Raw genomic sequence first — 19,042 nt, 5'->3', positions numbered from 1 at the left:
GGTCGGCGCGCGGCAGGTCGGTGCGGGCCGGGGCAGCGGCAGTGCTGGCGGCGCCCGGCTCCCGGCGTTGGCGGCGCGCCGGCCGGGCGTCCACGGAGACCAGGCCGGTGATCCGGGTCTGGTCGTCGGCGTCCCCGGCGGCCTGGGCCTCCCACTCGGCCGTCGCGAGCTCGAGCGGGGTCTGCGCGAGCCCGAGCTCGGCCTCGACGGCCTGGAGCTCCCGGATCAGCTCGAGCGCGCTGGCCTGACGCCGCTCGGGGCGTTTGGACAGAGCACGGGCCAGCACCAGCTCCAGGCGCTCTGGCACGTCGGGGCGCCCGATGGCCGGCAGGGCCGTCTTCTGGATGCGGGCCATCAGTTGGGCGGGCCCGTTGTGGGCGCCGGGCAGTTCGAACGGCGACCGGCCGGCCAGCAGCGTGTAGAGCGTCGCCCCGAGGGACCAGACCTCCGCGGCCACCGAGCCCGCACTCTCGTCGAAGAGCACTTCGGGCGCCGACCACGGGATCGAGAGCCCGACCTGGTCGGTCTCCTCCACCTCACCGAGGGTGGCCGCGATGCCGAAGTCGGCCAGCACTGGATGGCCGTACGCGGTGATCAGGATGTTGGATGGCTTGATGTCACGGTGCAGCACTCCGGCCCGATGGGCGGTCTCCACGGCGCTGGCGATGGTCACCCCGATCCGGAGCAGTTCGGACACCGGCAGGCGGCCTGACCGGTAGCGCTGCTCGAGGGCGTTGGAGCAGTACTCCATCACCAGGTACGGGCGGCCGTCGGCGGACACCCCGGCCTGGAACACCGTGAGCACCGACGGGTGGGCGGACAACTGCGCCATCAGGTTCGCCTCGGACTGGAACAGACGCCGGACCGGGTCGCTGACCACCTCGGCGAGAAGAACCTTGATGGCCACCTGGCGCCGCGGCAGGTTCTGTTCGTACAGGAACACGTCGGCGAAACCACCGGAGCCCAACGGCCTCAGGTAGGAGAACCCCGGCAAAGCCGGGGGCGTCGACGGCAGTCTTACCGCCATGGCGCCTCCCGTGAATCGTCTCGACCGATCGAAGGAACCGACCGGATTGCCTGCCTGATTGCCCTGCCTGCTCGCAGGATGTGATCGTCGTCACGGGTATCGACGACCCCGGCATAATTCTATGGCTGCGGGTCGTCAGGCCCCGGCAGCGGCGTCGGCCGCGTCGTCATGAAGACCGTCGAGATCGTCGACGCTGAGCACGTCCAGGACTATCGCGGTCACGTTGTCACGGCCGCCGTTTTCCAGCGCCGCGGTCACCAGGGCCGCGACGGCGTCCTCGGCCTTCGGGTTCGACAGCAGGAAGTGCCGGATGCCGTAGGCGGTCAGTTCCTTGGTGAGCCCGTCCGAACAGACCAGGATGCGCAGGCCCGCCGTGAGCGGCAGCACGCGATAGTCCGGCACCGGTGGTTCGTGGAATCCGACGGCCCGGGTGATCACGTTTCCGTGCGGATGCACATCGGCTTCCTCACGGGTGATCCGGCCCGCGTCGACGAGCTCCTGCACCACCGAATGGTCGACTGTCACCTGCTCCAGGACCCCGGAGCTGAGCTGGTAGACCCGTGAGTCGCCGATGTTGTAGGCGATGAACTGCGGGGCGTCCGAGACGATGGCCACGGCCACGCCCGTGACGGTGGTGCCGGTGCCCAGGTCGGTGACGCCTTCGCCGGCCTTCATGTCCTCCACGGCGAGGGCGAGGGCCCGGTTGATGGCCTCGGCCGTGGTCTCAGAGTCGCCACCGAGTTCGGCGAGCCGGGTCACCACGGCCTTGCTGGCGACATCGCCGGCGGAATGGCCGCCCATGCCGTCGGCCACCGCGAAAATCGGTGATCGGGTTACCAGGCTGTCTTCATTGACTTCGCGGCGGTGACCAACATCGGTGAGCGCGGACCAGGCCAGGGTGACGGATTTCTTCACCGCGGGGAGCGCGATCGTGTGGCTGGGTGAGCCTTGACCTATCTGGGTCACGGGTGGTGCCTTCCGAATACAAACGTGCGGCAACGCAGCGAACGACGGTCAGTCCGCTGGCAGGATCTCGATCAGGTTACCGTCCCCGATGTCCACCGTCGTACCGGGCAGCACCGTGAGCGAGGCCCCGGAGCGCATTCGCTGGGTGCGACCGAGGGGAAAATGAACCATTGTGCCGTTCGTCGAACCCAGGTCGGTGACGACGACGGCGTCGCCGTCCTGACGGATTTCGAGGTGGTTGGCCGAGACGAGCGCGGATGTCGAGACCACCACGATCAGCTCCAGCAGCTCGCCGGACTGGATGCGCCGGGGCCTGGGGCTGCGCCCGATCCGGTACACCGCGCCCAGCCGCACCTCCTCGCCGGTGGCCAGCCTGAACCCGTACGGCCCCGGCCTGTCGGCGCGCTCGACGGCAGGCTCGACGGCGGATTCGTCGGCCGATACGTCGGCCGGTTCGTCCGCAGGCTCGGCGGCAGCGGCCACGACGACAACACGGTCTCGCATCCGGCGGTCAAGCACGACGGTGTCGTCCACGATCCGTCTGGGGCGCAGCACCGTGTCGGCGGTGTCGTCCGGCCCGCCGGCGACCGACCAGAACAGGGTGTCGCCGGCGTCGATGCCCGTGCCCAGCATCCGCCCGGCGCCGAGCCGGTCGGACCGGGCGACGGCGGCCAGCGGTGAGCCGATCACCAGTCCGGTCACGGACTGGAACTCCGCCAGCAGCCACGGCCTGATGTTGCGGTCGGTGAACCGGCGGGATCCGCCGATCGAGAAGACATCGACCGCGATGGCCCCGCGCACGACGGCGTGCACCGGGATGCCGTCCTGCGCCAGGACGTGTCCGTCGGCCCCGTCGCCGGCGCTGCGGACGCCGGGCACGATCACCGCGAACGCGTCCGGTTCCCCCGGCCCGCCCAGCGGGATCAGCGACACGAGCGTCTCGAGCGTGACGGCGACGTCAGCGGCCAGGGCGTGCAGGGCCGCCACGACCGGGCTGGCAGTGCTGGCGGGTACGACGGCCAGGAACCCGCGGCCCACCACAAACGTCCACTCGGCGTTCTCCAACGGCGCGGTCTCGCAGCCGACCCGTCCCAGTTGCATCAGGCTCCCTCGTTCCTACGATGCTAAACCCGACGGGGCCGGGTCGGCTCAGCCGATGTAGCTCATCACGTGCTTGATCCGGGTGTAGTCCTCGAAGCCGTACATGGACAGGTCCTTGCCGTAGCCGGAGTGCTTGAACCCGCCGTGCGGCATCTCGGCGACGATCGGGATGTGGGTGTTGATCCAGACGCAGCCGAAGTCGAGGCGCTTGGCCATCCGCATGGCCCGCCCATGATTTGTGGTCCACACCGAGGAGGCCAGCCCGTACTGCACGTCGTTGGCCCAGGTCAGGGCCTGGGCCTCATCGTCGAAGCGCTGCACGGTGATCACCGGGCCGAAGATCTCCCGCTGCACTGCCTCGTCGGTCTGCCGCAGCCCGCTCACCACGGTGGCTTCGTGGAAATAGCCGGTGCTGCCCTGCCGGTGGCCGCCGAGCTCGAGCACGGCGTGGTCGGGCAGCCTGTCGATGAAGCCGGTCACCTGGGCCAGCTGGTTCTGGTTGTTCACCGGGCCGAACAGGATGCCCGCTTCGTGCGGCGGCCCGGTGCGGGCGTTCTGGGCGGCGTGGGCGGCGAGCGCCGCCACGAACTCGTCGTGGATGCCGGCCTGCACGAGCACCCGGGTGGCGGCGGTGCAGTCCTGGCCGGCGTTGAAGAAACCCGCCGCGCTGATGCCCTCGACGGCCTGATCAATGTCGGCGTCGTCGAAGACGATCACGGGGGCCTTGCCGCCGAGCTCGAGGTGCACCCGCTTGAGATCGGTGGCGGCGGCCTTGGCCACCTCCATGCCGGCGCGCACGGACCCGGTGATCGACACCAGTTGCGGGGTCGCGTGGTCGATCATCGCGGCTCCGGTGCTGCGGTCCCCCATCACCACGTTGAGCACCCCCGGCGGCAGGAACTCCGCCGCCACTTCGGCCAGCAGCAGGGTGGCGCTGGGGGTGGTGTCCGAGGGTTTGAGCACCGTGGTGTTGCCGGCGGCGAGCGCGGGGGCGAACTTCCACACGGCCATGTTCAGCGGGTAGTTCCACGGGGTCACCTGCCCGACGACGCCGATCGGTTCCCGACGGATGAAGGAGGTGTGGTCTTTCAGGTATTCGCCGCCGCTTCGGCCCTCGAGCACCCTGGCGGCGCCGGCGAAGAACCGGATCTGGTCCACCGACACCAGGATCTCGTCGTCGACGAGGGTGCTGCGCGGTTTGCCGGTGTCCTGGGATTCCGCGTCGGCGAACTCCTCGGCGCGCGCCTCGACGGCGTCGGCGATGCGGAACAGGGCCAGCTGGCGTTCGGCCGGGGTGGATTCGCCCCACCCCTCGAACGCGGCCGCGGCGGCCCGATAGGCCGAATCCACGTCGGCGGAGGTCGACACCGGGCTGGTGCCGTAGCTTCGCTCCGTGGCCGGGTCGATGAGATCGATGGTGGTCGCTGAGGTGGACTCGACGTGGTCGCCGTTGATGAAGTTGCGTAGCGCGCTCATGCGCGTCAGCCTAGCTGCCCGGAATCCGTTGTGAAACTCGTGTTTCGCGACTGATTCGCTTGCCGCAGGGCACCTTCGCTGTCACAATCGGGTGATGAGCAGCAATGGACGCGGCAGTGCGGGTCGGCCCGCGCAACTGGACGATGTGTCCAAGAAGATCATCGAGCAGCTGCAGGTGGACGGTCGGCGGTCCTACGCCGAGATCGGCAAGGCGGTCGGCCTGAGCGAGGCCGCGGTGCGCCAGCGAGTCCAGAAGCTCACCGAGGCCGGGGTCATGCAGGTCGTCGCGGTGACCGACCCCATGCAGCTGGGCTTCTACAGGCAGGCCATGATCGGCATCCGCGCCACCGGAGACACCAGGGTCCTGGCCGATCAGCTCGCCGCGATCGCCGCCGTCGACTACGTCGTGCTCACCGCCGGTTCCTTCGACATCCTGGCCGAGGTCGTCTGCGAGAACGACGACGAACTGATCGCCCTGCTCAATTCACAGATCCGCGCGCTTGAGGGGGTCGCCTCGACCGAGACCTTCGTCTACCTCAAGCTTCACAAACAGTTGTACAACTGGGGAACACGGTAACCGAGATGACCATCACAGAGCCCACAGCGCCCACCACCGGCCCGCGCGTCTACACCGACGCCGAGAACGCCGACCTGCAGCAGAAGGCGAAGGACCACCTCTGGATGCACTTCGCCCGCCAGTCGGTGCTGGAATCCGGCGCCGGCGTTCCGGTCATCACCAAGGGGCTGGGCCACCACATCTGGGACTCCACCGGCAAACGCTACATCGACGGCCTGAGCGGGTTGTTCGTGGTGAACGCCGGGCACGGGCGCAAGCGCCTCGCCCAGGCCGCCGCGGCGCAGGCCGAGGAGCTCGCGTTCTTCCCGCTCTGGTCGTACGCGCATCCCAGCGCCATCGAGCTCGCCGACCGGCTGGCCGAGCAGGCGCCGGGCGACCTCAACCGGGTGTTCTTCTCCACCGGCGGCGGCGAGGCCGTGGAGACCGCGTTCAAGCTGGCCAAGTACTACTGGAAGCTGCAGGGCCGGCCCACCAAGCACAAGGTGATCTCCCGCTCCGTCGCGTATCACGGCACCACCCAGGGCGCCCTGGCGATCACGGGTATCCCGGCGCTCAAGGAGATGTTCGAGCCGGTCACCCCCGGCGGTTTCCGGGTGCCCAACACCAACTTCTACCGGGCCGATGAGATGGGCTCCGGGCACGGCGATGACGTGGAAGCGTTCGGCCTGTGGGCGGCGAACCGCATCGAGGAGATGATCCAGTTCGAGGGCCCGGAGACCGTGGCCGCGGTGTTCCTGGAGCCCGTGCAGAACTCCGGCGGCTGTTTCCCCCCGCCGCCGGGTTACTTCAAGCGGGTGCGGGAGATCTGCGACACCTACGACGTGCTGTTGGTGGCCGATGAGGTCATCACAGCGTTCGGCCGGATCGGCAACATGTTCGCCTCGACGACCTTCGGCATCGAACCCGACATGATCACCTGCGCCAAGGGCATGACCAGCGGGTACTCCCCCATCGGCGCGACCATCATCAGCGACCGCATCTACGAACCGTTCAAGCACGGCGACACGGCGTTTTATCACGGCTACACCTTCGGCGGTCACCCGGTGTCCGCGGCGGTGGCGCTGGCCAACCTCGACATCTTCGAGGAGGAGAAGCTCAACGAGAACGTGCGGGAGAACTCGCCGGTGTTCAGGGCGGAGCTGGAGAAGCTGCTCGAGCTGCCGATCGTGGGTGATGTGCGCGGCGAGGGGTACTTCTTCGGCATCGAACTGGTCAAGGACAAGGCCACCAAGGAGACCTTCAACGACGCGGAGTCCGAGCGGTTGCTGCGCGGATACCTGTCCGGCGCGCTGTTCGAGGCCGGGCTGTACTGCCGGGCGGATGACCGGGGTGACCCCGTCGTGCAGCTCGCGCCGCCGCTGACCATCGGCCCGGCGGAGATCCGCGAGATCGGCGACATCCTGTACGGCGTGCTGTCGGAGGCGCCGAAGCATCTCTAGCCCGCCGCGCGGCCCGGTGCTAGCGTGAAATAGTGACTCCGCAGGAACTCGAAATCCTCGCCTGCCTGCGCCGGGCCCGGGACCTGATCGACCGGGAGTATGCCCAACCGCTCGACGTTCCCACCATGGCGCACCGGGCTCTGATGTCGCCCGCTCACTTCTCGCGCCGGTTCCGGGCGGCGTACGGCGAGACGCCGTACAGCTACCTGATGACCCGCCGGATCGAGCGGGCGATGGCGCTGCTCCGCAATGGTGCGAGCGTCACGGATGCCTGCATGAGCGTCGGGTGTACCTCGCTGGGCTCGTTCAGCACCCGGTTCGCCGAGATCGTCGGCGAGACCCCGAGCGCCTATCGAGCCCGCACGCACGACTCCGTCACGGCGATGCCGGCCTGTGTCGCCCAGTCTCACACCCGCCCCGTTCGGCACCCGCCGGGCAGGGTGCGCGAATCGAGCAGGATCCAAGAAGCGAGCGGGGCGGTAGCGGCCTAGATTCGTGGCATGACAACGACAATCTCACTCCAGTACTGCAACATCACCGTCAACGATGTGGACGAGGCGATCGCGTTCTATCGGGACGCGCTCGGGCTCCAGGTGCGCAGCGATGTGCCCTCCGGAAGATACCGCTGGGTCACGCTGGGCAGCGATGCCCAGCCCGGTCTCGAGATCGTGCTGTCGGAGCCGCACGCCGGCCGGTCGCCGGCCGACGGCGACGCGCTTCAGGAGCTGCTCACCAAGGGTGTCCTGCCGATGCTCGTGTTCCGCTCCGACGACGTGGACGCGACCTTCGAGACCGTGCGTGCGTCCGGCGCCGAGGTGCTTCAGGAGCCCACCGACCAGCCCTGGGGCCCGCGCGATTGCGCCTTCCGGGATCCGTCCGGCAACACGGTGCGCATCGCGCAGGCCCCGGCGGCCTGAACGCGCTCAGAGGTCGGCCTCGTCCGGCACGGCGAACGCCCACTCCGGCAGGTGCCCGCTGCCGATCAGCTGCAACAGCAGCAGTGCCATGCCGTACTCGCCGTCGATGTCCAGGGCCGTGTCGATGTAGATGCCCGCGACCGACCCCTGGCCCAGCGTCCAGCTCAGCCAGGCCAGCATGCACAGCGGCGCCGGCCGGGCCGACCGGGGTGCCATCGCCACGAGCAGCTTGAGCAGTCTGATGCCCCGCTCGATCCGCTCCGGGTCCGGCCGGTCCGGGCTCATGCCGAGCATCAGGTCACCGGTGGTCGGCGAGTCCTCCTGCAGGGCCAGGCCGGCCGCCATATCGGCCTCGACGACCTCGTCCATGCTGAGGCCGGTCTCACGCTGCCGTTGCGCGTAGTGCCGGTTCAGGGCCAGGCTGCGGTGCCCTTCCGCCTCGCCGAAGGCGAACTGCAACATCATTTGGTCCCGGGTAGCGGGGCCCTGCATCAGGAACAGCAGCGCGGCGGCCTCGTCGATGCTGAGCTCCGCGGGGTTCACGCCCAGCGCGGACTCGGCGGTGCCGACGGGGTCGAGCATGTCGCCGACCATCTCGATCAGCTCGGGGATCGGACCCATGTCGGGGCCGAGCCGCTGGTAGCGGGCCAGTCGTCTGGCGCAGCGTTCCCGGGTGGCCAGGTCCACCCTGGGCAGCTCGGCGCCGGTGTGCAACCGGCCGAGTTCCCGGCGGGCGTCGCGCGGGATCCCCTCCTGCACGCTGGAATCCGCGATCTCGCTGAGCGGATGCCGCAGCGGCTGTCGGCGGGGCCGGCCCCGGGTGGCTGCGGCGTCCAGGTAGGAGGCCCACCCATCCGCGGCGACGCACAGTGCGTCACGCACGAGGAAGCCGGCCTGGCCGGCGCGGGTGAGGACCGCCCGCAGGAACGCACCCTGCGGCAGATCGGCCACGTCGGTCGCCGGGTCATCGCCGATCGACTCGTCGGTGTACGTCACCGGCACGAGGGCGTCAACGCCGGGGATCTTGCACAGGGTGCCCAGCAGGGCGCCGGCGATGCGCCGCAGTTCCTGTGGGCCGGCGTCGGGGCTGGGGAGGTTGAACCGCAGGGCACCGCAGGTGCGGTTGCCGCGGAACGCGACGAGCACCAGGCTCTGGGCGGGGAGGAAACCCACCAGCTGGGGCACGAGGGCGAGGAAATCCTGGGGAGTCGGGGTCTTCACGATTGTCTTCTGCATGCACCGACCGTGCGCCCGAACCGGCCCGGGCGACCCGGCACCGGCCGACCTGTGCAGAACCCGTCGGGCCGGCGGCCTGTGCACTACGCGGCCGGCGGGGCGGGGCCGGGCGCGGCTGATAATCTCAGAACAAATGAATCAGACCACTTCGACGTATCCGGAGGCCCCCGCGGTCTCCTCCACAGCACCCGCCGCACCCGTGTCCGCAGCCCCCGCAGCCCCGTCCCACGGCCCCCTCGCCGATCCCGGCGCCCTGGGCCTGGGCGCGTTCGCCCTCACCACCTTCGTGCTCAGCATGTCCAACACCGGCATCGTCCCCTCCAGCGTCGCCGTGCTGGGCCTCGCACTGTTCTACGGCGGCATCGCCCAGGTCATCGCCGGCATCTGGGAGCTGCGCAACGGCAACACCTTCGGCGCCACGGCGTTCACCTCGTTCGGCGCGTTCTGGCTGGCGTTCTGGTACCTGGAGAGCACCGGCGGCAACGTCGAGGCCGGCGCCGCCGGCATGGGCACCTTCCTGCTGGCCTGGGCGATCTTCACGATCTACATGACCGTGGCCGCCAAGAAGACCAACGGCTCGATCTTCATCGTCTTCGTCGCCCTCTCGATCACCTTCGTGCTGCTCGCCATCGGCGCGTACACCGGGATCACCGCGATCCACCAGCTCGGCGGCTGGTTCGGCATCCTCACCGCGCTGCTGGCCTGGTACGGCTCGTTCGCCGTGGTTTACAACTCCACCGCCGGCCGCGCCGTCCTCCCCGTCTGGCCCGCCAAGTAACCCTCGCGCCCCTCGCGAACTGTGAGAAAAGCCCCAGAAACTCGACGTTTCTGGGGCTTTTCTCACAGTTCGCGGGGGTGGGCTACTCGATGGCGGCTGCGAATTGGGAATCGTAGAGGGCCCGGTAGGCGCCGTCGGCCAACAGGAGCTCTTCGTGGCTGCCCTGCTCCACGATCTGGCCGGCCTCCATCACCAGGATCAGGTCGGCGTCGCGGATGGTCGACAGGCGGTGCGCGATCACGAAGCTGGTGCGATCGGCGCGGAGCGCCTTCATCGCGTGCTGCACGAGCACCTCGGTGCGGGTGTCGACGGAGCTGGTGGCCTCGTCGAGGATCAGCACGCTGGGCCGGGCGAGGAACGCCCGCGCGATGGTGAGCAGCTGCTTCTCCCCCGCGCTGACGTTGCCGCCCTCGTCGTCGAGCACGGTGTCGTAGCCGTCCGGCAGCGAGTGCACGAACCTGTCCACGTAGGTGGCCGTCGCGGCCTCGAGGATCTGCTCCTCGGTGGCGTCCGGCCGGCCGTAGGCGATGTTGTCGCGGATGCTGCCGCCGAACAGCCAGGTGTCCTGCAGCACCATGCCCATCCGGCCGCGCAGGTCGTTGCGCGTCATCCGGGCGATGTCGACACCGTCCAGGGTGATCCGGCCCCCGTCAAGCTCGTAGAAGCGCATCATCAGGTTCACCAGGGTGGTCTTGCCGGCCCCGGTCGGGCCCACGATCGCGACGGTCTGGCCGGGTTCGGCCACCAGGTTCAGGCCCTGGATGAGCGGCTTGTCGGCGCTGTAGCTGAACGACACGTCCTCGAACACCAGTCGCCCGTGCGCCTGCGCCGACGTCGCGGCGGGCGTCTCGGCCGGGTCGGCGTCCGGGGTCTGCTCGTCGGCATCCAGCAGCTCGAAGACCCGCTCGGCGCTGGCGACACCGGACTGCAGCAGGTTGGCCATCGAGCCCAGTTGCGCCAGCGGCTGGGTGAACTGCCTGGAGTACTGGATGAACGCCTGCACGTCACCGAGCTGCATGGCCCCAGACGCCACCTGCAGGCCGCCGACGACGGCGATGGCCACGTAGACCAGGTTGCCGATGAAGGTCATGGCGGGCATGATCATGCCGCTGACGAACTGGGCGCCGAAGCTGGCCTCGTAGAGTTCGTCGTTCTTCGCGGCGAAGCGCTGCTCCACCTCCTTCTGCCGGCCGAAGACCTTGACCAGGGCGTGCCCGGAGAAGGTCTCCTCGATCTGGCCGTTGAGCTCCCCGGTGTGCGCCCACTGGGCCACGAAGAGCCTCTGCGACCGCTTGGCGATCAGCACGGTGGTGACCAGGGTCAGCGGCACCGTGACCAGCGCGATCACGGCGAGCAGCGGCGAGAGCAGCAGCATCATCACGATCACGCCGATGACGGTGAGCAGCGACGTGACCACCTGACTGAGCGACTGCTGCAGGCTCTGCGAGATGTTGTCGACGTCGTTGGTCACCCGGCTGAGCAGTTCGCCGCGCTTGACGGTGTCGAAGTAGCCCAGCGGCAGCCGGTTGATCTTCGCCTCGATCTCCTCACGCAGCCGGAACACGGTGCGTTGCACGACGGCGTTGAGCACCAGCGCCTGCAGCCAGCTGAACACCGAGGCGAGGATGTAGAGCGCCAACACCCAGAACAACACCGCGGACAGGGCCGCGAAGTCGATGCCCAGGCCCGGGGTGAGGGTCATCGCGCTGAGCATATCGGCCTGCGCGGTGTCGCCGGATGCCCGCAGCCCCGCGATCACCTCGGCCTGAGTGGCCCCCGCCGGCAAGGTCTTGCTCACGACGCCGGAGAAGATCAGGTTGGTGCCCTCGCCGAGCAGGCGCGGGCCGATCACCGAGAACGTGACGCTGATCACCGCGAGCACGAACACCAGCGCCAGCCACACCCGCTCCGGGCGGAGCGTGCCGATCAGGCGTTTGGCGCTCGCCCCGAAGTTCATCGCCTTCTCGGCCGGCATGTTCATGCCGCCGAACGGTCCGCCGCCGCGCGGTGGGCGTGCCGGCACCTTGTCGTCGGCGGTTTCGGTGTCGCTCATGAGGTGGCCTCCGCTGCCAGCTGGGATGCCGCGATTTCCTGGTAGGTCGACGAGGTCGCCAGCAGCTGTTCGTGGGTGCCGCTCGCCACGATCCGGCCGTCTTCGACGACCAGGATCTGGTCGGCGTCGAGGATCGTGGACACCCGCTGGGCCACGATGATCATGGTGGCGTCGGCGACGTCCGCGGCCAGGGCCGCGCGCAGCCGGGCATCCGTGGCGAGGTCGAGCGCCGAGAACGAGTCGTCGAAGATGTACAGTTCCGGGCGTTTCACCAGCGCCCGGGCGATCGCGAGGCGTTGCCGCTGCCCGCCGGAGACGTTCGTGCCGCCCTGGGCGATGGCCGCGTCGAGGCCGCCGTCGAGCCGTTCGACGAAGTCGCGGGCCTGCGCGGTGTCCAGCGCCTGCCAGATCTCGGCCTCGGTGGCATCCGGTTTGCCGTAGAGCAGGTTGCTGCGCACGGTGCCGGAGAACAGGTACGGCTTCTGCGGAACCAGGCCGATGTGGCCCCAGAGCAGGTCGGGGTTCAGCTCGCGCACGTCAACACCGCCGAACAGCACGGTGCCGCTGGTGGCGTCGAACAGGCGCGGCAGCAGGTTGACCAGGGTGGTCTTGCCCGAACCGGTGCTGCCGATGATGGCGGTGGTGAAGCCGGGCCTGGCCACGAAGCTGATGTCGCTGAGCACGGGCTGGTCGGCGCCGGGGTAGGCGAAACTCACGCCCCGAAGCTCCAGCTCGCCGTGCCCGTGCGTCTGGTTCACGGGGTTCTCCGGCGGACGCACGCTGGACGCGGTGTCGAGCACCTCGCCGATACGGTCGGCCGACACCGTGGCGCGCGGGATCATCACGGCCATGAAGGTGGCCATCATCACGGCCATCAGGATCTGCATCAGGTAGCTGAGGAAGGCGATCAGGGTGCCCACCTGCATCGAGCCGTCTTCGATGCGGAACGCGCCGAACCAGATCACGGCGACGCTGGAGACGTTGAGCACCAGCATCACCACGGGGAACATGAGCGCCATCAGCCGGCCGGCCTGCAGGGCGGTGTGAGTGACGTCGGTGTTGGCCTGCCCGAAGCGGCGGGTCTCCACGTCTTCCCGCACGAACGCGCGAATCACGCGGATGCCGGTGAGCTGTTCGCGCAGAACCCGGTTGACGGTGTCGATGCGCACCTGCATCACGCGGAACAGCGGCACCATCCGCACGATGATCAGGCCCACGGCCACGAGCAGCACGGGAACGCTGACGGCGATCAGCCAGGACAGTTCGAGGTCCTGGCGCATGGCCATGATCACCCCGCCGACGCAGAGGATGGGCGCTGAGACCAGCAGGGTGCAGGTGGTGAGCACCAGCATCTGCACCTGTTGCACGTCGTTGGTGGAGCGGGTGATCAGCGAGGGGGCGCCGAACCGGCTGACCTCCTGCTCGGAGAATTCGCCCACCCTGGTGAAGACGGCCCCGCGCAGGTCCCGGCCGAGCGCCATGGCGGCCTTGGCGCCGAAGTAGACGGCGATGATGGCGCAGACGATCTGGCCGAGGGTGATCATCAGCATCATCCCGCCGACCCGGAGGATGTAGCCGGTGTCACCGGTGGCCACGCCCTCGTCGATGATGTCGGCGTTCAGCGACGGCAAGTAGAGCGACGCGATCGACTGCGCCAGCTGGAAGACGACGACGGCCACCAGCAGCCGCCAGTGCGGCCGGAGGTAGCGAACGAGCAGCGTCCAGAGCATCAGGCGAAGAGCGCGGAGATGTAGGCGACGTCGTCAGCGGTGGGCCGCCAGGTGGTGGCGGCCTCGGCGTTCTGCACGATCTGCTCCGGCTTGGTGGCGCCGGCGATGACGCTGGTCAGGCCGGGTTGGGCCAGGAGCCAGGCCAGGGTGGCGGCGAGCATGCTCACGCCGCGGTCATCGCAGAACTGCTGGTAACGCTCGATCGTGTCCCAGGGGGCGTCGTCGAGCAGGTGCCGGCGGATGGTCATGATCCGGCTGTCGGCCGGGCCGCCCTCACGGCTGAACTTGCCGGTGAACAGGCCGTTGTAAAGCGGGAAGAACGGCAGGAAGCCCAGGCCGTAGGCGTTCACGGCGGGCAGGACCTCTTCTTCGGCGTCGCGCACGAGCAGGCTGTATTCGTTCTGCGCCGAGATGAAGGCCGGGTGATGGTTGATCCTGGCGGTGAATTCGGCTTCGACGATCTGCCAGCCGGCCAGGTTGGAGTGGCCGATGTAACGGATCTTGCCCTCACGGATGAGGTCGTCCAGGGTCTCGAGGGTCTCCTCGATGGGAGTGTTGGCGTCCGGTCGGTGCAGCTGATACAGGTCGATCCAGTCGGTCTGCAGCCGGGTGAGCGACGCTTCGACGGCCAGACGGATGTAGCGGCGGGAGCCTCGGGCGTCCCAATCGGGGCCGTTCGCGCCGGCCATGTCCATGCCGAACTTGGTGGCGAGCACGATCTGGTCGCGCTTGCCGCGCAGGGCGTTGCCCATCAGGGTTTCGCTGAGTCCACGTTCCGCACCGTAGATGTCGGCGGTGTCGAACAGGGTCACGCCGGTGTCGATGGCCGCGTCGATCACCAGGGAGGTGCCCGCCTGGGTCTCGGTGCTGGTGCCGTTCCGGCCGAAGTTGTTGCAGCCCAGCCCGATCGTCGAGACGACGAGGCCGGAGTTGCCGAGAGTGCGATAGTCGATCTGAGCCATTGCTACAGACTATTCCTGTGCGGCGATGAATTGACCACCTGCGGCCGCTCCTCCACAGGCCACGGACCGGCCGCACAATCCCCTGTCCGAAATCCGCCGGAACCGTCCGGGACCGCCGACTACAGTCACACTATGAGCAGCCAAGCCCCCACTCCCCCGAACCTGATCCGCGTGCCGAGCCCCCTCGGCGACCTCGAGCTCACGGGCGACGACGACGAGGTCTGGTCCCTGGCCATTGTCAGGGACGGCCACCTTCCCCTGGAGGGCCTGCCGGAGGCTCCGAACACCCTGCTCCGACGCGCCGCGGCTGAACTCGCCGAGTACTTCGCCGGCTCGAGGGTCACCTTCGATGTGCCGGTGCGGCTGAACCGCGGCACCGAGTTCCAGCAGAGCGTCTGGCGGGGACTGGCCGCGATCCCCTTCGGCGATCACCTCTCCTATGGTGAGCTGGGCCGCTCGATCGGCAAGAGCGGTGCGGGACGGGCCATCGGCGGTGCCGTGGGCGCGAACCCGGCACCGATCCTGGTGGGCTGCCACCGGGTGCTCGCCTCCAACGGGCGTATCACCGGTTTCAGCGCCGGTGAGGGCATCCCCACCAAGCAGTGGCTGCTGCGGCACGAGGGCATCGAGTACGTCGGATGACAACCGAAACGGTCACAATTCCGCGACCCTCCGTCGTCGTCGGCGACGACGGAGTCGCCCGGTGCGCTTGGGCCGCGAACGACGCCGAATACCGGCGCTACCACGATGAGGAGTGGGGCCGGCCGCTACGGAACGAGCAGCGCCTGTTCGAGAAGCTCTGCCTGGAGGGATTCCAGGCCGGGCTGTCCTGGATCACGATCCTGCGGCGCCGGCCGGCGTTCCGGGCCGCATTCGCCGGTTTCGACATCGACGCGGTTGCCGCGTTCACCGAAGCGGACGTGGAACGGCTGCTCACTGATGAGCGCATCATCCGGCACCGGGGCAAGATCACCGCCACCATCGACAACGCCCGAACCACCCTGGCCCTGGGCGAGAGCCTGACCGAGCTGATCTGGAGCTTCGCACCCGCACCGCGGCCCGCGCCGCTGAGCGAGCTGGCCGAGGTACCGGCGATCACGCCGGAGTCCACCGCGCTCAGCGCGGCGCTCAGAGCCCGCGGCTACAGGTTCGTGGGCCCGACCACCATGTACGCGCTGATGCAGTCCAGCGGCCTGGTGAACGACCACGTTCTCGGCTGCCACCGGGCGCCGGCCTGAAACGAAGGTCAGCGCGGCCCGAGCAGCCCCAGCGCGCTGACGGCCGCACGCTCCGCGACCAGTTCGGCCACCGACGCGTCGATACGGGCGCGGGAGAAGTCGTCAACAACCAGCCCGGGCTCAATCGACCAGCGGCCGCCCAGGGATCGCACGGGGTAGGACGACACCAGGCCGGCCGGCACACCGTAGGACCCGTCGGAGACCACTCCGGCGCTGGTCCAGTCGTGGCCGGTGCCGTTCGCCCAGTCGTAGACATGGTCGACGGTGGCGCTGGCGGCCGACCCCATCGACGAGGCCCCGCGCACGGCGATGATCTCGGCGCCGCGGTTGGCCACCCGCGGAATGAACTCGTTCACCAGCCAGTCCTCGTCGACGAGTTCCCGCACGGGGCGGCCGTCGACGGTGGCGTGGGAGACATCGGGGTATTGCAGGGCCGAGTGGTTGCCCCAGATCGCGACTCCGCTCACCGAGGTGACCGGGACCGACAGGTGTGCGGCGAGCTGGGCGACCGCGCGGTTGTGGTCGAGCCTGGTGAGGGCGGTGAAACGGTCGGCGGGCACATCCGGCGCGTGGCTGGCCGTGACCAGGGCGTTGGTGTTGGCCGGGTTGCCCACCACGACCACCCTGATGTCGTCGGCGGCGCCCGCGTTGATGGCGGCGCCCTGCGGGCCGAAGATGCGGGCGTTGCCCTCGAGCAGGTCCGCGCGCTGCTGGCCGGGTCCGCGGGGCCGCGAGCCCACCAGGATGGCCACGTTGGCGCCGTCGAAGGCCCGCACCGGATCATCCGTCACGAGCACGTCGCGCAGCAGCGGGAAGGCGCTGTCCTGAAGTTCGAAGGCGCTGCCCTCCGCCGCCCGGAGACCGCTCGGGATCTCCAACAGCCGAAGCGCGACGGGAACGTTGGGCCCGAGCAATTGGCCCGACGCGATGCGGAACATCAGCGCGTAGCCGATGTTGCCCCCGGCGCCGGTGACGGTGACGTTTACTCGTTGTCTCTGCACGAATTCATACTAGAGGTGACCGGCGACGACGAGTTCGAGTTCGCCCGGGGCGCCGGGGCGCAGGGCGAGTCCCGCCGTCGGAGCCCAGGCGAGCAGCGCCTCGACGGTGTCGAAGGCCTGACCGTTCTGCAGCAGGGCCCTGGTGAATTCGCCCTTGGCCTTCTTGTTGAAGTGGTTGAGCGCGCGGGTGCGGCCATCGGCGCCATCGGTCACGACCCGCAGGAAGAACCGTCGCGGATGCCCCGCCGCCGGCCCGAGCGACACGTACCCCTCCGAACGCAGGTCGAGCAGCAGAGTGCCCGAACCATCGTTCGCGGAGGCCTCGAGCGCCGCGGACACGTCGGCGGCCCAGTGCTTCTTGAGCGGCAGCCCCGGCAGCCGGGAGTCGTGCGAGAGCCTGTAAGCGGGCACGAGGTCGAGCCCACCGACGGGTCCAAGCAGAGCGGAGTGCACCAGCAGGTGCCGGCCGGCGAAGGCGCGGGCCGCCGGCGACAGGGTGTCGGCGGCCAGCGCGTCGTAGAGCACCCCGGTGTACCTGTCGATGACCGGCGTCGTCGGGGAGGACAGCAGGGCCGCGTTGCGGTCGATCTCGGCGAGCTGGGTGCGACCGAGCTTGAGGGCACGCACGGTGGCATCCTGGTCGGCCGCCAGCGCGGCAAGGGCGCCGGCCAGCACGCTGCGGCGCCCGGTCAGCGCCGGAAAGGCCAGGGAATCCAGCGCCAAGGGCATGAAAACGCCGCCGGAGCGTTTCGTCTCCGACGGCGGTAACAATACAAACACGAGTGTCCTAAATGAAGCGGCGCCTAAACGAGTGCTGCGCGACGGGCGACAACGGAAATGATGTCGTTGTCCACCGAGAGGAACCCGTCGTCAGCCTCAGCGACGACCTTGGTGCCGTCCAGCAGCGTGATGCGCACCTCACCGCTGGACAGGATGGCCAGCAACGGCTCGTGGCCGACGAGAATACCGATCTCGCCTTCCACCGTGCGCGCGACAACCATGGACGCCTCGCCGGACCAGACCTGCTGGTCCGCCGAGACGAGAGTCACGGTGAGCGAAGCCGAAGCCATGCTTAGCCGTTCTCCTTCTGGATCTGAGCCCACTTCTCTTCGACGTCGTTGATGCCACCGACGTTGAAGAAGGCCTGCTCGGCCACGTGGTCGAAGTCACCGTTGGCGATGGCCGTGAACGACTCGATGGTGTCCTTGAGCGGAACCGTGGAACCCTCGACGCCGGTGAACTTCTTGGCCATGTAGGTGTTCTGCGACAGGAACTGCTGGATGCGGCGTGCGCGGGAGACGGTGACCTTGTCTTCCTCAGAGAGCTCGTCAACACCGAGGATCGCGATGATCTCCTGGAGTTCCTTGTTCTTCTGCAGGATCGCCTTGACGCGAACGGCCGTGTTGTAGTGGTCGGCGCCCAAGTAGCGGGGGTCGAGGATACGGCTGGACGACGTGAGCGGGTCGACGGCCGGGTACAGGCCCTTCGACGCGATCTCACGCGACAGTTCGGTGGTGGCGTCGAGGTGCGCGAAGGTGGTCGCCGGAGCCGGGTCGGTGTAGTCGTCAGCGGGCACGTAGATGGCCTGCAGCGAGGTGATCGAGTGGCCACGGGTCGACGTGATGCGCTCCTGCAGGATGCCCATCTCGTCGGCCAGGTTCGGCTGGTAACCCACGGCGGAGGGCATCCGGCCCAGCAGGGTCGAAACCTCCGAACCGGCCTGGGTGAAGCGGAAGATGTTGTCGATGAAGAGCAACACGTCCTGCTTGGCGACGTCGCGGAAGTACTCCGCCATGGTCAGCGCGGAGAGCGCGACGCGCAGACGCGTTCCCGGCGGCTCGTCCATCTGGCCGAACACGAGGGCGGTCTTGTCGAAGACGCCGGCTTCTTCCATCTCGGCAATGAGGTCGTTGCCCTCACGGGTACGCTCGCCGACACCGGCGAACACCGACACACCACCGTGGTCCTGCGCGACGCGCTGGATCATTTCCTGGATCAGGACGGTCTTGCCGACACCGGCACCACCGAAGAGGCCGATCTTTCCACCGAGCACGTACGGCGTGAGGAGGTCGATGACCTTGATGCCGGTCTCGAACAGCTGGGTCTTGGACTCCAGCTGGTCAAAGGGCGGCGGCTTGCGGTGGATGGGCCAGCGCTCGGTGATCTCGATCTTCTCGCCGGGCTTGGCGTTGAGGACCTCGCCGATGACGTTGAAGACGCGGCCCTTGGTGACGTTGCCGACCGGAACCATGATGGGCGAGCCGGTGTCCCGGACCTCCTGGCCGCGGACGAGGCCGTCGGTCGGGTTCAGGGCGATGGCGCGCACCAGGTCGTCACCGAGGTGCAGGGCAACCTCGAGGGTGATCTCGGTCGACTCGTCGCCGATGACGATGGTCGTCTTGAGCGCGTTGTACATGCCAGGGATCGAGTCGTGCGGGAACTCGATGTCCACGACGGGGCCCGTGACGCGTGCGATGCGGCCCACAGCGCCGGCTGTGCCCTCTTCGAGGACTGGCGCGATTGCGGTGTCAGTCATTGCTC

At 68.7% G+C, this 19,042-nt stretch carries 19 protein-coding genes; 7 read left to right on the top strand and 12 right to left on the bottom strand.

Translation table 11 applies throughout. From position 1 onward, the window contains the following. The 4 genes from CXY76_RS05595 to CXY76_RS05580 form a co-directional block, all read right to left on the bottom strand. Positions 1-1,027: serine/threonine-protein kinase (locus CXY76_RS05595; RefSeq protein ID WP_104163264.1), on the bottom strand; the 1,027-nt coding region annotated here is incomplete at its 3' end. A 135-nt stretch (positions 1,028-1,162) separates the two neighbouring features. Then, on the bottom strand, positions 1,163-1,993 hold the full coding sequence (locus CXY76_RS05590; RefSeq protein ID WP_104163256.1) for a PP2C family serine/threonine-protein phosphatase: 831 nt from the start codon (positions 1,991-1,993) through the stop codon (positions 1,163-1,165). Positions 1,994-2,041: 48 nt separating this feature from the next. Then, complete coding sequence (locus CXY76_RS05585; protein ID WP_104163255.1) at positions 2,042-3,094, bottom strand: FHA domain-containing protein; 1,053 nt, start codon at positions 3,092-3,094, stop codon at positions 2,042-2,044. Positions 3,095-3,142: 48 nt separating this feature from the next. Then, a complete protein-coding gene (locus CXY76_RS05580) occupies positions 3,143-4,570 on the bottom strand; it encodes a gamma-aminobutyraldehyde dehydrogenase (protein WP_104163254.1) in 1,428 nt (475 codons plus the stop codon). A gap of 94 nt (positions 4,571-4,664) precedes the next feature. Between CXY76_RS05580 and CXY76_RS05575 the strand changes: the two genes are divergently transcribed. Genes CXY76_RS05575 through CXY76_RS05560 form a run of 4 tightly spaced genes read left to right on the top strand, consistent with a single transcriptional unit; the run spans position 4,665 to position 7,503 of the window. Continuing rightward, positions 4,665-5,147, top strand: a complete 483-nt coding sequence (locus CXY76_RS05575) for an Lrp/AsnC family transcriptional regulator (RefSeq protein WP_088455464.1) — start codon at positions 4,665-4,667, stop codon at positions 5,145-5,147. Positions 5,148-5,152: 5 nt separating this feature from the next. After that, positions 5,153-6,586: an aspartate aminotransferase family protein gene (locus CXY76_RS05570; RefSeq protein WP_104163253.1), complete on the top strand. Its 1,434-nt coding sequence runs from the start codon at positions 5,153-5,155 to the stop codon at positions 6,584-6,586. Positions 6,587-6,618: 32 nt separating this feature from the next. Further along, positions 6,619-7,077, top strand: coding sequence for a helix-turn-helix transcriptional regulator (locus CXY76_RS05565; protein ID WP_104163252.1), 459 nt, complete (start codon positions 6,619-6,621; stop codon positions 7,075-7,077). Between the two features lie 9 nt (positions 7,078-7,086). Next, the gene (locus CXY76_RS05560) at positions 7,087-7,503 is read left to right on the top strand and encodes a VOC family protein (protein ID WP_104163251.1); all 417 of its coding nucleotides are present in this window, start codon (positions 7,087-7,089) and stop codon (positions 7,501-7,503) included. 6 nt (positions 7,504-7,509) lie between these two features. Here the strand turns inward: CXY76_RS05560 and CXY76_RS05555 are convergent, their stop codons facing one another. Then, entirely contained in the window at positions 7,510-8,739 is a 1,230-nt protein-coding gene (locus CXY76_RS05555) for a DUF4192 family protein (RefSeq protein WP_104163250.1), read from the bottom strand. A 133-nt stretch (positions 8,740-8,872) separates the two neighbouring features. On the opposite strand from CXY76_RS05555, the gene CXY76_RS05550 reads away from it, so the two are divergent. After that, positions 8,873-9,517, top strand: coding sequence for an acetate uptake transporter family protein (locus CXY76_RS05550; RefSeq protein ID WP_104163249.1), 645 nt, complete (start codon positions 8,873-8,875; stop codon positions 9,515-9,517). An 82-nt stretch (positions 9,518-9,599) separates the two neighbouring features. On the opposite strand, the gene CXY76_RS05545 is transcribed toward CXY76_RS05550, so the two are convergent. From CXY76_RS05545 to CXY76_RS05535, 3 genes are read right to left on the bottom strand one after another with little or no spacing between them, the layout of a single operon-like run. Next, on the bottom strand, positions 9,600-11,570 hold the full coding sequence (locus tag CXY76_RS05545; RefSeq protein WP_104163248.1) for an ABC transporter ATP-binding protein: 1,971 nt from the start codon (positions 11,568-11,570) through the stop codon (positions 9,600-9,602). Then, complete coding sequence (locus CXY76_RS05540) at positions 11,567-13,300, bottom strand: ABC transporter ATP-binding protein (protein ID WP_104163247.1); 1,734 nt, start codon at positions 13,298-13,300, stop codon at positions 11,567-11,569. Before CXY76_RS05540 ends, CXY76_RS05545 begins: the two co-directional genes overlap by 4 nt. Then, complete coding sequence (locus tag CXY76_RS05535) at positions 13,300-14,262, bottom strand: aldo/keto reductase (RefSeq protein WP_104163246.1); 963 nt, start codon at positions 14,260-14,262, stop codon at positions 13,300-13,302. The genes CXY76_RS05540 and CXY76_RS05535 overlap by 1 nt, the downstream gene beginning before the upstream one ends. A gap of 132 nt (positions 14,263-14,394) precedes the next feature. On the opposite strand from CXY76_RS05535, the gene CXY76_RS05530 reads away from it, so the two are divergent. After that, entirely contained in the window at positions 14,395-14,904 is a 510-nt protein-coding gene (locus CXY76_RS05530; RefSeq protein ID WP_104163245.1) for a methylated-DNA--[protein]-cysteine S-methyltransferase, read from the top strand. Further along, complete coding sequence (locus CXY76_RS05525; RefSeq protein WP_104163244.1) at positions 14,901-15,500, top strand: DNA-3-methyladenine glycosylase I; 600 nt, start codon at positions 14,901-14,903, stop codon at positions 15,498-15,500. Before CXY76_RS05530 ends, CXY76_RS05525 begins: the two co-directional genes overlap by 4 nt. 8 nt (positions 15,501-15,508) lie before the next feature. Here the strand turns inward: CXY76_RS05525 and CXY76_RS05520 are convergent, their stop codons facing one another. The 4 genes from CXY76_RS05520 to atpD are packed head-to-tail and all read right to left on the bottom strand — an operon-like array spanning position 15,509 to position 19,037. After that, positions 15,509-16,501, bottom strand: a complete 993-nt coding sequence (locus CXY76_RS05520; RefSeq protein WP_104163243.1) for a malate dehydrogenase — start codon at positions 16,499-16,501, stop codon at positions 15,509-15,511. 9 nt (positions 16,502-16,510) lie between these two features. Then, positions 16,511-17,281 carry a YaaA family protein gene (locus CXY76_RS05515; RefSeq protein ID WP_104163242.1) on the bottom strand — a complete coding sequence of 257 codons (771 nt, stop codon included), beginning with the start codon at positions 17,279-17,281 and terminating at the stop codon, positions 16,511-16,513. Positions 17,282-17,304: 23 nt separating this feature from the next. Continuing rightward, positions 17,305-17,571, bottom strand: coding sequence for a F0F1 ATP synthase subunit epsilon (locus CXY76_RS05510; RefSeq protein ID WP_103431195.1), 267 nt, complete (start codon positions 17,569-17,571; stop codon positions 17,305-17,307). 2 nt (positions 17,572-17,573) lie between these two features. Then, the gene (gene atpD / locus CXY76_RS05505; RefSeq protein WP_104163241.1) at positions 17,574-19,037 is read right to left on the bottom strand and encodes a F0F1 ATP synthase subunit beta; all 1,464 of its coding nucleotides are present in this window, start codon (positions 19,035-19,037) and stop codon (positions 17,574-17,576) included. Positions 19,038-19,042 lie beyond the last annotated feature (5 nt).

It is taken from the genome of Cryobacterium sp. N22, from assembly GCF_002929555.1.
GTDB lineage: Bacteria > Actinomycetota > Actinomycetes > Actinomycetales > Microbacteriaceae > Cryobacterium.
This window is presented reverse-complemented; position numbering and strand designations above follow the sequence as displayed.

Coding starts and splice junctions, on each gene's coding strand:
- CXY76_RS05570 (WP_104163253.1), top strand. CDS start 5,153: ATGACCATCACAGAGCCCACAGCGCCCACCACCGGCCCGCGCGTCTAC.
- CXY76_RS05555 (WP_104163250.1), bottom strand. CDS start 8,739: ATGCAGAAGACAATCGTGAAGACCCCGACTCCCCAGGATTTCCTCGCC.
- CXY76_RS05535 (WP_104163246.1), bottom strand. CDS start 14,262: ATGGCTCAGATCGACTATCGCACTCTCGGCAACTCCGGCCTCGTCGTC.
- CXY76_RS05530 (WP_104163245.1), top strand. CDS start 14,395: ATGAGCAGCCAAGCCCCCACTCCCCCGAACCTGATCCGCGTGCCGAGC.
- CXY76_RS05585 (WP_104163255.1), bottom strand. CDS start 3,094: ATGCAACTGGGACGGGTCGGCTGCGAGACCGCGCCGTTGGAGAACGCC.
- atpD (WP_104163241.1), bottom strand. CDS start 19,037: ATGACTGACACCGCAATCGCGCCAGTCCTCGAAGAGGGCACAGCCGGC.
- CXY76_RS05510 (WP_103431195.1), bottom strand. CDS start 17,571: ATGGCTTCGGCTTCGCTCACCGTGACTCTCGTCTCGGCGGACCAGCAG.
- CXY76_RS05550 (WP_104163249.1), top strand. CDS start 8,873: ATGAATCAGACCACTTCGACGTATCCGGAGGCCCCCGCGGTCTCCTCC.
- CXY76_RS05575 (WP_088455464.1), top strand. CDS start 4,665: ATGAGCAGCAATGGACGCGGCAGTGCGGGTCGGCCCGCGCAACTGGAC.
- CXY76_RS05525 (WP_104163244.1), top strand. CDS start 14,901: ATGACAACCGAAACGGTCACAATTCCGCGACCCTCCGTCGTCGTCGGC.
- CXY76_RS05540 (WP_104163247.1), bottom strand. CDS start 13,300: ATGCTCTGGACGCTGCTCGTTCGCTACCTCCGGCCGCACTGGCGGCTG.
- CXY76_RS05560 (WP_104163251.1), top strand. CDS start 7,087: ATGACAACGACAATCTCACTCCAGTACTGCAACATCACCGTCAACGAT.
- CXY76_RS05545 (WP_104163248.1), bottom strand. CDS start 11,570: ATGAGCGACACCGAAACCGCCGACGACAAGGTGCCGGCACGCCCACCG.
- CXY76_RS05580 (WP_104163254.1), bottom strand. CDS start 4,570: ATGAGCGCGCTACGCAACTTCATCAACGGCGACCACGTCGAGTCCACC.